The following is a 12,813-nucleotide window of genomic DNA, read 5'->3' on the forward strand; positions in this document are numbered from 1 at the left end:
CTTATCGCTATTATCCCATCTTAATGGCGGCTATGCCTATTAGTATGACTAAACAAGCTAGCAATTGCTTACGGTTAAATTGTTCTTTTAGAATATAGACCGATAGAAGCATAGCAAATAACACACTGGTTTCTCTTAATGCTGCAACTAATACAATAGATGCATGGCTCATTGCCCATATCACAATGCCATAACTGACTAACTGCATTACGCCACCAAAAAAAGCAGGTTTCCAGTAACTCTTTATTTTGCTGCTTAAATTTTTGCGATAACGAAGCCAAGCGAGCAAATACATCACCATACCATTAAGAAAAAACAGCCATAAAATATAGGCTAATGGTGATGTACCTACGCGAGAGCCATTACCATCAGCTAAGGTATAGCTTGCAGTAAATAATGCAGTGAGTAACGCAAAAAAGAGTGCATCTTTGCGTAAATTAAACTCTGTACTTTGTCTACTACGAGAAATAAGGATAATACCTGCAATGATAAGTAAGATCCCTACTAAACCCATTGCAGGAAGCTGTTCGTGAAATAGGAAAAAACCTAAGAATGCAGTCATTAATGGCGCGCTACCACGTGATATGGGGTAAATCTGGTTAAAATCAGCGAGCGTGTAACAGCGGCTTAAGGAAAGAGTGTAACCAATATGAAATAGTACAGAAAGACCTATCCATTTCCATGCTCCGACATCTGGTAATCCAACCCAAAATAGCGCGGGTAATGTGACAATTCCTGAAAAGAAGGTGAGGAGTGAAATACCAAGAAATCGGTCAGTCCCAATTTTAACAAGGGCATTCCAGCAAGCATGAAATATTGCAGCAAATAAAACAGCAATAAAAACAGTAATCGACATTGTGATAAAACTCTCATAGAAAGGGTGTGGCAACTAACTATAAGACAATAACATAACGTTTAAATAGTGAAATAGACTAGTGTGTTGTTTTACTATTATTCTGGTTATTTTTATAAAGTGAGATTTAAAACAATTTATCTTTTTTCTAAAAGAAAAATTATCATTTATTGCTTATTTTGATGATTGGTTTTAATTATCACTTAAATAGTTTATTTTTATCAAAAAGATATATTTATATAGTAATATCAATTGGTTGTTTTTTTATAAAATAATTCTTCTTTCATTATCTATCATTTCTATTTGTTATTGATAATAGTACATAAATTTCTCTTTTTTCTTGATATTAGTGGTTTGATTCGTAAAAACCGAGTTATTCGTGATGAATAAACTGTTTTTTACGAGTTTATAATTAGCATATTATTAACATGAATATAGATTTGAGGTTAATACTATGACAGCAATTATTAGAAAATTTTTAAGATTAGAGGCTTCTGGTGGTGTTCTTCTGATTATTGCTGCAATTATTGCATTAATCATGGCGAATACGCCGCTAAGCGCATTATATGATGAGTTTTTATCTATTCCAATTATGATTAAATTTGGAATGTTTGAACTCGATAAGCCCCTTATTCTTTGGGTTAATGACGCTTTAATGGCGATCTTTTTTCTTGTCGTTGGACTTGAAGTAAAACGTGAGCTTAAAGAGGGGTCTCTTGCTCAACGAGATCGCGCTATTTTCCCTGCAATTGCCGCAGTGGGTGGAATGTTAGCGCCTGCATTGATTTACTTGTTTTTTAATAATAACGATGCAATTAGCCAACAAGGATGGGCAATTCCAGCGGCAACAGATATTGCTTTTGCCCTTGGTGTTATGGCGCTTTTAGGTAAGCGTGTACCCGTTGAATTAAAAGTATTTTTGTTGGCTTTGGCTATTATCGATGACTTGGGTGTTATCGTTATTATTGCGCTCTTCTATTCAAAGAGTGTGGCTTTGCTACCGTTAGCAATAGCAAGTGCGATTGTAATAACACTTTTCATCATGAACTGGCGTAAAGTAGGCAATACCGCCGCTTATTTGATCCTTGGATTTATCTTGTGGGTTTGTATATTGAAATCAGGTATTCATGCCACCATAGCGGGTGTGATTGTTGGATTTCTTATTCCATTAAGAGATAAAGAGGGCGCTTCTCCTTCTGAAGACTTAGAACATGTGTTACATCCTTGGGTCGCCTATTTAATACTGCCTTTATTTGCCTTTAGTAATGCGGGCGTTTCTTTAACAGGTGTTACGCTCGATGGTATGCTATCGACCTTGCCTTTAGGTATTGCGTTAGGGCTTTTCTTAGGTAAGCCAATAGGGATCTTCCTCTTTAGTTGGGCTTCGGTAAAACTAGGCATTGCAAAATTGCCAGATGCGATTAATCTTAAACAAATATTTGCAGTGTCGGTGCTATGTGGTATCGGTTTTACTATGTCTATCTTTATCGCTGGACTTGCATTTGAGGGTGCCGATGAAGCTTATAATACCTATGCTAAGCTTGGAATTTTAGTTGGTTCAACAATAGCAGCAGTTGCAGGATATTTATTGCTTCATTCTGTTTTACCGAAGTTGAAAAAGAAATATCAGCAGTAAATATTGATACAAACTTGGTATTCTCAACATAACAAATACCGAGCTATATACTTAAACCTACGGTGCGATACTTATTATTGTGCCGTAGGTGTTTTTATGAGGGATTGGGTGCAAGGAAAGCCAATCGCAAACTAATGCGTTGTTGAATAGTCTGTGTTGCGAGAGCACAGAAGTTGAAAGGAATATAACTATGCGGGTGTCACATCTCAATTTTAACCATCTTTATTATTTTTGGCATGTATGTAAAGAAGGCTCTGTTGTAGGTGCAGCGGAAGCGCTGTATCTGACACCACAGACGATAACAGGACAAATTAAAGCATTAGAAGAACGACTGGGTGGAAAGTTATTTAAACGTCAAGGAAGAGGTCTAGTACCTTCTGAGTTAGGACAGCTTATTTTTCGTTATGCTGATAAGATGTTTATGCTTAGTCAAGAAATGCTTGATATCGTTAATTATAGCCGCGAATCTAACTTGTTATTTGATGTTGGTGTTGCTGATGCTTTATCTAAGCAATTAGTCAGCCGAGTATTAGAAACTGCTGTTGCTGATCATGAACAAATTCATTTACGCTGTTTTGAATCCACTCATGAGTTACTGTTAGAGCAGTTAAGCCAACATAAATTAGATATGATCTTATCTGATTGCCCAGTGGACTCTTCACAACAAGAAGGGTTGTTTTCAGTAAAATTGGGTGAATGTAATGTGAGTTTTTTCTGTAGCCATCCGGTTCCAGAAAAACCATTCCCTGACTGTTTAGAAGAGCGAAAACTGTTAATTCCTGGACGCCGTTCTATGCTTGGTCGCCATTTATTAACGTGGATACGTAATAAAAATCTGCAAGTTGAAATCTTAGGTGAGTTTGATGATGCGGCATTAATGAAAGCATTTGGTTTAAATCATAATGCGATTTTTGTTGCACCTTCACTTTATACCAATGAAGTGTTTGCACAGAATAATATTAAAGAAATTGGTACGCTTGATTGTGTTAAAGAAGAGTACTACGTGATATTTGCAGAGAGAATGATCCAACATCCTGCCGTTCAACGGGTGTGTAATACCGATTTTTCTGAACTATTTAATGGTAATAAGAAGAGTGTTACCGTTTCATAATCTGTCATTGAACGTAAAAAACATGTAGAAAGCAAAAAACCGGCCTAAGCCGGTTTTTTATAACACAAGAAAGCAATTATTACATTGCTTTGATTTGTGCTTGCAGATTAGCTTTATGACGTGCTGCTTTATTCTTATGAATTAAGCCTTTAGTTGCCTGACGGTCAACAATCGGTTGCATGTCATTAAATGCTTTTTGTGCTGCTTCTTTATCACCTGAAGCAACTGCTGCGTATACTTTTTTGATATAAGTACGCATCATAGAACGACGGCTTGCGTTGTGCTGACGACGCTTTTCAGACTGAACCGCACGTTTCTTAGCTGATTTGATATTAGCCAAGTTCCAACTCCCAAATATATTCTAGCGAGGACAATACAAAGGTGAAGGAATATGCCTTTTCAACCTAAGTTTGTCAATGGATTTATACAAAATTAGCGTCGTTGTACGCGACACTTGTTTCGTTGTGATGGCGCAAGATTTTATCAGTTAAGGCGGGTAGAATACAGTCTTTTGAGTGAAAAAATCATCGAAATCGTGTATATGAGTAATAAATAGTAGATTCCAAGAGGATCTACGATTGATTTTATGTGATTTTATCACCGATCAGTGAGTAAATGTTTATTTTGCTGTTTAATGTAAACAATCTCATTTAATAATAACAATGAATCGACCGATCAATATAGGACACGTCGATAAACATTGATATATTGGGTTACTCTCAAGCCTTTGACAAGGTATAATCTAATAATTTCCACGGTATTGAGCCAGTTATGGAGCTAATTCGCGGTATACAAAATATCCGGTCACAACATCATGGTTGTGTCCTGACTATTGGTAATTTTGATGGTGTCCACAGAGGCCATCAGGCATTATTGAAGCATTTGAAGCAAGAAGCATCACGACGCGGTTTACCCACAGTGGTTATGACATTTGAACCTCAACCACTGGAGTTTTTTTTGCCTGAAAAGGCACCAGCACGTCTTACTCGTTTACGCGACAAGATAAAATATCTGGCTGAATGTGGGATTGATTACCTTCTGTGTGTCAAATTTGATAAACAATTTGCTGCGCAAACACCGGAAGAGTTTGTTTCATCACTGTTAGTGGAAAAACTAGGTGTGCAATTTCTTGCTATTGGCGATGATTTTCGTTTTGGCAAAAATAGAGAAGGTGACTTTCACTTTTTACAACAAGCTGGTATTAGATATGAATTTGAAGTCGCAAATACAGAAAGTTATTGTGACAAAGGTCTACGTATTAGTAGCACTGCGGTACGAGAAGCGTTGCTTAATGATGATTTAGCACTTGCTGAATCTTTACTTGGACACCCTTATAGCGTTTGTGGGCGTGTCGTTCACGGTAATGAATTAGGTAGAACCATTGGATTTCCTACTGCGAATATTCCAATGAAACGTTTGGTTGCTCCAGTTAAAGGTGTTTATGCGGTTGATGTTTATTTATCTACTCATCAATCCCCTTTAGCGGGTGTTGCCAATATCGGATCTCGCCCTACTGTAAAAGGGAAAGGCGTACAATTAGAAGTTCATTTAATCGACGTTAATATGGATTTATATGGACGTCGCATTGATGTTGTGTTACGAAAGAAATTACGTAATGAACAGCGATTTGCATCATTGGATGCATTGAAGCAGCAAATCGCAGATGATGTGGCTACTGCTAGGGATTTTTTATTGCAGCGGTCGGAGTCATAAACTAGCGGAAACTTGGAACTGAGAATCGAATGAGTGACTATAAAAATACCCTGAACTTACCAGAAACAGGGTTCCCAATGCGCGGGGATTTAGCAAAGCGCGAGCCAGATATGTTATCACGTTGGTACAAAGAAGGTTTGTATCAAGCAATTCGTCAGGCTAAAAGCGGTAAGAAAACATTTATTTTGCACGATGGCCCTCCATACGCCAACGGCAATATTCATATTGGTCACTCAGTTAACAAAATTCTCAAAGATATTATTATTAAGTCCAAAGGGTTGTCTGGTTTTGATTCTCCGTACATTCCAGGATGGGACTGCCACGGATTACCTATCGAATTAAAAGTTGAACAAATCGTAGGTAAGCCGGGAGAAAAAATATCAGCAGCACAATTTCGCGCGGAATGTCGTAAATATGCTTATGAACAAATCGAAGCACAGAAAAAAGACTTTATCCGTTTAGGTGTGCTGGGAGATTGGGATAAGCCTTATCTCACTATGGATTATAAAACTGAAGCGAATACAATTCGTGCTTTAGCGCGCATCATTGCTAATGGCCACCTAATCAAAGGGGCTAAACCTGTGCATTGGTGTACTGCTTGTGGTTCATCACTGGCAGAAGCAGAAGTTGAATATTATGATAAATCATCACCTTCTATTGATGTTCGCTTTACTGCGGTTGATTCAGCAGCGGTTGCCGCTAAATTTAGCGCGACAACAGATAAACCAATCTCTTTAGTGATTTGGACAACAACGCCTTGGACATTACCCGCTAACCGCGCTATCGCGTTGAATGCTGAATTTAATTATTCACTGATTTCATTTAATGATGAGTGTGTGATTTTAGCAGCAGATCTTGTTGAAAGTGTGATGAAGCGCATTGGTATCTCTGAGTGGACAGTATTAGGTGAATGTAAAGGTGCTGATTTAGAACTTTTACGCTTTAACCATCCATTTATGGGCTTTGATGTTCCTGCAATCTTAGGTGATCACGTAACGTTAGAAGCGGGTACGGGGGCTGTTCATACTGCGCCTGGTCACGGTCCTGATGACTTTGTTATTGGTCAAAAATATGGTTTAGAAACCGCAAATCCAGTCGGACCAAATGGGTGTTATCTGCCAGATACGTATCCAACATTGGATGGCGTATTTGTGTTTAAAGCCAATGATGTCATTGTTGAGCTATTGAAAGAAAAAGGTGTGCTGTTACACCACGAAGTCTTACAACATAGCTACCCATGCTGTTGGAGACATAAAACACCTGTTATTTTCCGCGCAACACCACAATGGTTTGTTGGCATGGATAAAAATGGTCTACGTGAGCAGTCACTAAAAGAGATCAAAGGCGTTAAGTGGATCCCTGATTGGGGTCAAGCACGTATCGAGTCAATGGTTGAGAATCGCCCTGACTGGTGTATCTCTCGTCAACGTACTTGGGGTACTCCAATGTCTCTATTCGTTCATAAAGAGACGCAAGAGCCACATCCTCGTACATTAGAATTGATGGAAGAAGTTGCTAAACGTGTTGAAGTCAGTGGTATCCAGGCATGGTGGGATTTAGATATCCGTGAAGTGCTGGGCGACGAAGCTGATGACTACATGAAAACGCCAGATACACTGGATGTATGGTTCGATTCAGGATCAACGCACTCAACCGTTGTTGATGCTCGCCCTGAGTTTCATGGCAACTCAGCAGATATGTATTTAGAAGGTTCTGACCAACATCGTGGTTGGTTTATGTCTTCACTGATGATCTCTACTGCAATCAAAGGTAAAGCACCATACCGTGAAGTGTTAACCCATGGTTTTACCGTAGATGGACAAGGTCGTAAAATGTCCAAATCTATCGGTAACACAGTAAGTCCACAAGAAGTGATGGATAAACTGGGTGCAGATATCTTACGTTTATGGGTTGCATCTACAGACTATACGGGTGAAATCGCAGTATCTGATGAAATTTTAAAACGTTCAGCGGATACTTATCGTCGTATTCGTAATACCGCGCGTTTCTTCTTAGCTAACTTAAATGGCTTTGATCCTGCAAAACACCAAGTAAAACCAGAAGATATGGTTGTACTGGATCGTTGGGCGGTAGGTCGTGCACAAGCAGCTCAAGCTGAGATCTTAAAACATTATGAAAACTATGATTTCCATAATGTTATCCAGCGTTTAATGCAGTTCTGTTCAGTTGAAATGGGCTCGTTCTACTTAGATATCATTAAAGATCGTCAATATACCGCGAAAAGCGACAGTGTCGCGCGTCGTAGTTGTCAAACAGCGCTATTCCATATCAGTGAAGCATTAGTTCGCTGGATGGCACCTGTAATGTCATTCACCGCAGATGAAATCTGGAATGAATTACCTGGTGAACGTGCAAAATTTGTATTAACGGAAGAGTGGTATACAAATCTGTTTGGTTTAGATGCCGCAGAAGCGCTGAATGATGACTATTGGGCTGAGTTATTAGCCGTTCGTGGTGAAGTCAATAAAGTCTTAGAGCAAGCGCGTGCAGATAAACAACTGCGTGGTTCATTAGAAGCCGCTGTGACGCTATATGCTGATAAAGCATTAGCTGAAAAACTCAATGCATTAGGTAACGAATTGCGTTTTGTTTTATTAACATCACAAGTAAACGTTGTGGATATTAACGAAGCACCAGAATCAGCTATCGCATCTGATATTGCCGGTCTGAAGATTGCCTTCAATAAAGCTGAAGGTGAAAAATGCCCACGTTGCTGGCATTATGCAGCAGATATTGGTCAAGTAGCGGAACACGCTGAGTTATGTGGACGCTGTGTCACTAACGTAGCCGGTAACGGTGAAGAACGTAAGTTTGCTTAATTAATGAAGAAAACGCTTTGCTCTACAGGTTTACGCTGGCTTTGGCTAGCAATTGCTGTGGTGGTATTGGATTTAGGAACAAAACAGTATTTTATGCAGACATTTCGCTTGTATGAATCTGTTTCTGTTATGCCTTTTTTCAATTTCACTTATGCTCATAATTATGGTGCAGCCTTTAGCTTTTTAGCAGATAAAGGCGGATGGCAGCGCTGGTTTTTTGCTCTGATTGCATTAGCAATCTGTATTACCTTATTGGTAATGCTCTATAAAAACCAAGCGAGTGCTAAACTGAGCAACACTGCTTATGCACTGATTATTGGCGGAGCATTGGGTAATCTTTCTGATCGTCTGATTCATGGATTTGTTATTGATTTTCTGGATGTTTATATTGGAGATTGGCATTGGCCAACCTTTAATATTGCAGACATGGCTATTTGTATTGGTGCTGCTTTAATTATCATTGAAAGCTTTTTCCCTGATAAAAACGCCAGCCCACAAAAAGAGAAAAAGCAATAATAGTCAGACAATTAGTCAACTTAGATAACCCCTGCCTTATGGCGGGGGTTACGCTTAATAGAAAGGTAATAGCATGGTTATGCAGGTGCACAAAAACAGCGCAGTGTTGCTGAATTTCACCTTAAAGTTAGCAGATGGCTCTGTCGCTGAATCTACACAAGCTCATGGTAAACCAGCTCTTTTTCGTCTTGGGGATGAAAGTTTATCTCCGGCATTAGAAGCGCAGTTGATAGGGCTTGCTGAAGGTGATAAGAAAACCTTTACGTTAGCGGGCGAGCATATTTTTGGTAAATATAATCCTGATCTTCTTCAGTATTTTATGCCCTCTGACTTTGCTGAATCTGGTGTGCCAGAAGTTGGCACTATTATGCTATTTACAGCAATGAATGGCAGTGAAATGCCCGGTATTGTACAAGCAATAACAGAAGACTCTGTGACTGTTGATTTCAATCATCCCTTAGCTTCTCAAGAGGTTACTTTTGATATTGAAGTAATAAGTGCTGATGCGCAGGAGGACGTAACAGATGCAAATATTGCTGGCTAACCCACGAGGTTTTTGTGCGGGTGTTGACCGAGCTATCAGCATTGTTGAACGCGCACTTGAAATCTATGGCGCTCCAATTTATGTGCGTCATGAAGTCGTGCATAACCGTTATGTCGTCAATGATTTGCGTGAACGTGGCGCTATCTTTATTGAAGAAATTTCAGAAGTACCCGATGACGCAATTTTAATTTTCTCTGCTCATGGTGTTTCTCAGGCTATTCGCCAAGAGGCGCGTTCTCGCAATTTGACTATGCTTTACGATGCAACTTGCCCATTAGTGACTAAAGTCCATATGGAAGTCGCTAGAGCAAGCCGTAAAGGCAAAGAGGCAATATTAATTGGTCATGCGGGGCATCCTGAAGTTGAAGGCACTATGGGACAATACAATAACCCTGAAGGGGGAATGTATTTAGTCGAGTCACCTGATGATGTGTGGAAACTTAAAGTAAAAGATGAAGACAATCTTTGCTTTATGACACAAACCACGCTTTCAGTTGATGATACTTCAGAGGTTATCGATGCCTTAAATACGCGATTCCCTAAAATTGTGGGTCCCCGTAAAGATGATATCTGCTATGCAACCACTAATCGCCAAGAAGCGGCAAGAGAACTCGCACAGCGTGCTGATGTTGTGTTTGTAGTGGGTTCAAAAAATTCATCTAACTCAAATCGATTAGCAGAACTTGCACAACGTGCAGGAAAACCTTCTTACTTAATTGATAGCTATGAAGATATCAATGAAGCTTGGGTCGCTAATGTCAATATTGTAGGTGTAACGGCGGGTGCTTCAGCGCCTGATATTCTTGTACAACAAGTATTAGATCAACTTAAATCTTTTGGCGCTGATGAAGTTATTGAGCTTTCAGGGCGAGAAGAGAATATTGTTTTTGAAGTGCCTAAAGAGTTACGCCTCGATTATAAAGTTATTGAATAACTTTTCTGTCGTTAATCATCAATTTCTTAAAAGCAGAGTTAATCCCTCTGCTTTTTTCTTTTTTCTATAATGATCCAATATAATAAAAGTGAATAAACATGCTAATTATTGGTTTTACTGATAATAATCGTGCTTTAGTGTGTTTTTCTTATCATCAGCGTTAAATGCTGGCATCAAAGGGATGACATCGCTAATCTGTAAATAACAAATAAAGATTATGAGCATTGTTAAGGAGAAATGAGATTATGTCTGCAAAAGAACTTCGTCTTGCTGTTGTGGGTGCTGGTGGACGTATGGGACGTCAATTAATTCAGGCAATTTCTCAACAACAAGGAACGGTCTTGGGCGCTGCTTTTGAACGCACAAATTCGTCGCTAATTGGCACTGATGCTGGTGAATTAGCTGGTATCGGCCATATTGGTGTTACGGTAACTGATAATTTATTAGAGCAAGCAGCTAACTTTGATGTGTTGATCGATTTTACTCGCCCTGAAGGCACGCTTTTACATCTCGATTTTTGCGTCGAGCATCATAAAGGTATGATTATTGGCACAACAGGTTTTGATGACCAAGGTAAAAAAGCCATAAGTGATGCTGCGAAATCTATTCCTATTGTCTTTGCTGCTAACTTTAGTGTTGGCGTTAATTTAGTGCTTAAATTGCTGGAAAAAGCGGCTAAAGTGATGGGTTCTTACAGTGATATTGAAATTGTAGAAGCGCATCATCGTCACAAAGTAGATGCGCCATCAGGCACCGCTTTAGCAATGGGAGAATCTATTGCAGATGCACTTGGGCGAGATTTAAAAACTTGTGCTGTTTATGAGCGTGTTGGTCATACGGGTGAACGAGATCCTCAAAGTATTGGTTTTGCTACCATTCGTGCAGGAGATATTGTTGGTGAGCATACTGCTATCTTTGCAGATATCGGCGAGCGAGTAGAGATAAGCCACAAAGCTTCTAGTCGTATGACTTTTGCAAATGGCGCAGTAAAGGCTGCTATTTGGTTAGTTGCTCAAAAGCAAGGTCTTTATAATATGAAAGATGTGCTTTCACTTGAAGATTTGTGATAATTTTATTTTATAAATAATTGAAAGCTCAGGGTTAATTTTATAACTTTGAGTTTTTTATTGGCTTTGGTCTATGTTTTGTTAATTGTTGTTATTTGTTTTATTTATATCTCTTTTTTGTTGTTTTTCCTGCCTGAAATATCCTAAATTTCTATTTGTTATTCAAAAAAATCACATTTTTAACTTATCTTGGTAGGCAAACGGTTAACTTTGTAAGATAGCTTGTATTAATGATAACTTGGCTGATTAAAATGTTAATGAATGATATTTTTTTAATTAAAAATGTATTTTTTATAGACATCACTCTGTTCGATCTTTAGAATGCGCCCAATTTGCCAAAAATTTGCCCTATTTTATTTTTTTGGCATTGATTTAAAGCTTTAAATCTGAATTAATATGCATGAAATGTGATTTATTATTCTCAGGAGGGCGTTTTGAACAAATCAGCTATACTGGTTCTCGAAGATGGGACCAAATTCCACGGCAAGTCGATAGGCGCACAAGGCGCCGCCATTGGTGAAGTCGTTTTTAATACTTCAATGACCGGTTACCAAGAAATTCTAACCGACCCTTCCTACTCTCAACAAATAGTTACTCTTACTTATCCCCACATTGGCAATACTGGCGTTAACTCTTCCGATGAAGAATCTGATTCTATCCATGCTCAAGGTTTAATTATTCGTGATTTACCGTTAGTCATGAGTAATTACCGCGCTCAAGAGAGCTTATCTGATTATCTAAAACGCCATAATATTGTTGCCATTGCTGATATAGATACTCGTAAGCTCACTCGTCTGCTCCGCGAAAAGGGTGCACAAAGTGGCTGTATCATTGCTGGCGATAACCTTGATGTAGAGCTTGCTCTGGAAAATGCAAAAGCATTTCCCGGCTTAAAGGGAATGGATTTGGCGAAAACAGTCACCGTTAAACAGCCTTACCTGTGGACACAAGGAAGCTGGGCGTTAGAAAGTGAACTTCCTAACGCTAAATCAGCAGATGAATTACCCTTGCATATTGTGGCTTATGATTTTGGTGTGAAACGCAATATTTTACGTATGCTGGTGGATAGAGGGTGTCGAGTTACCGTTGTGCCAGCTGAAACTTCAGCACAAGAGGTACTGGCACTTTCACCGGATGGTATTTTTCTTTCTAATGGTCCTGGTGATCCTGAGCCTTGTGACTATGCGATTAGCGCAATTAATACTTTTTTAACTACCGATATTCCCATTTTTGGCATCTGTTTGGGTCACCAATTATTAGCATTAGCAAGTGGTGCCAAAACCATCAAAATGAAATTTGGTCACCATGGCGGCAATCATCCGGTAAAAGATCTCGATAACAATACTGTGATGATAACCGCGCAAAATCATGGCTTTGCTGTTGATGAAACCTCATTACCTGCTAATTTACGGGTCACCCACAAATCGCTTTTTGATGGTTCTCTTCAAGGTATTCGCCGCACTGATAAACCTGCATTTAGTTTTCAAGGCCACCCAGAAGCAAGCCCCGGACCTCATGATGCCGCCCCTCTTTTTGACCACTTTATTGAGCTTATCGCACACTATCGTAAAAACACGCAAACAGTGACAATCAAATAAA

Annotated in this window: 11 protein-coding genes; 9 read left to right on the top strand and 2 right to left on the bottom strand. The window is 39.1% G+C overall.

Going from position 1 to position 12,813, the window contains the following annotated elements:
• Positions 1–10: 10 nt before the first annotated feature.
• On the bottom strand, positions 11–856 hold the full coding sequence (locus ABN099_RS04065) for a DMT family transporter (protein WP_349462414.1): 846 nt from the start codon (positions 854–856) through the stop codon (positions 11–13).
• A gap of 451 nt (positions 857–1,307) precedes the next feature.
• Between ABN099_RS04065 and nhaA the strand changes: the two genes are divergently transcribed.
• Together nhaA and nhaR are read left to right on the top strand one after the other, a co-directional pair.
• Positions 1,308–2,489, top strand: coding sequence for a Na+/H+ antiporter NhaA (gene nhaA / locus ABN099_RS04070; RefSeq protein WP_349462415.1), 1,182 nt, complete (start codon positions 1,308–1,310; stop codon positions 2,487–2,489).
• Positions 2,490–2,679: 190 nt separating this feature from the next.
• Positions 2,680–3,600, top strand: a complete 921-nt coding sequence (nhaR, locus tag ABN099_RS04075) for a transcriptional activator NhaR (protein WP_349462416.1) — start codon at positions 2,680–2,682, stop codon at positions 3,598–3,600.
• Positions 3,601–3,679: 79 nt separating this feature from the next.
• Here the strand turns inward: nhaR and rpsT are convergent, their stop codons facing one another.
• On the bottom strand, positions 3,680–3,940 hold the full coding sequence (gene rpsT / locus ABN099_RS04080; RefSeq protein WP_004248964.1) for a 30S ribosomal protein S20: 261 nt from the start codon (positions 3,938–3,940) through the stop codon (positions 3,680–3,682).
• 431 nt (positions 3,941–4,371) lie between these two features.
• Between rpsT and ribF the strand changes: the two genes are divergently transcribed.
• The 7 genes from ribF (at position 4,372) to carA (ending at position 12,812) form a co-directional block, all read left to right on the top strand.
• Positions 4,372–5,313: a bifunctional riboflavin kinase/FAD synthetase gene (gene ribF / locus ABN099_RS04085; protein ID WP_349462417.1), complete on the top strand. Its 942-nt coding sequence runs from the start codon at positions 4,372–4,374 to the stop codon at positions 5,311–5,313.
• 29 nt (positions 5,314–5,342) lie between these two features.
• Entirely contained in the window at positions 5,343–8,153 is a 2,811-nt protein-coding gene (gene ileS / locus ABN099_RS04090) for an isoleucine--tRNA ligase (RefSeq protein ID WP_349462418.1), read from the top strand.
• A gap of 3 nt (positions 8,154–8,156) precedes the next feature.
• Positions 8,157–8,669 carry a signal peptidase II gene (lspA, locus tag ABN099_RS04095; RefSeq protein WP_349462419.1) on the top strand — a complete coding sequence of 171 codons (513 nt, stop codon included), beginning with the start codon at positions 8,157–8,159 and terminating at the stop codon, positions 8,667–8,669.
• Between the two features lie 73 nt (positions 8,670–8,742).
• Positions 8,743–9,213, top strand: a complete 471-nt coding sequence (fkpB, locus tag ABN099_RS04100; RefSeq protein WP_349462420.1) for an FKBP-type peptidyl-prolyl cis-trans isomerase — start codon at positions 8,743–8,745, stop codon at positions 9,211–9,213.
• Positions 9,194–10,147 carry a 4-hydroxy-3-methylbut-2-enyl diphosphate reductase gene (gene ispH, locus ABN099_RS04105; RefSeq protein ID WP_349462421.1) on the top strand — a complete coding sequence of 318 codons (954 nt, stop codon included), beginning with the start codon at positions 9,194–9,196 and terminating at the stop codon, positions 10,145–10,147. The genes fkpB and ispH overlap by 20 nt, the downstream gene beginning before the upstream one ends.
• 245 nt (positions 10,148–10,392) lie before the next feature.
• Entirely contained in the window at positions 10,393–11,214 is an 822-nt protein-coding gene (gene dapB, locus ABN099_RS04110; protein WP_349462422.1) for a 4-hydroxy-tetrahydrodipicolinate reductase, read from the top strand.
• Positions 11,215–11,648: 434 nt separating this feature from the next.
• Entirely contained in the window at positions 11,649–12,812 is a 1,164-nt protein-coding gene (gene carA / locus ABN099_RS04115; RefSeq protein WP_349462423.1) for a glutamine-hydrolyzing carbamoyl-phosphate synthase small subunit, read from the top strand.
• The last annotated feature ends 1 nt before the right edge of the window (position 12,813 follow it).

Source organism: Proteus hauseri, from assembly GCF_040139125.1.
Classification (GTDB): domain Bacteria; phylum Pseudomonadota; class Gammaproteobacteria; order Enterobacterales; family Enterobacteriaceae; genus Proteus; species Proteus hauseri_B.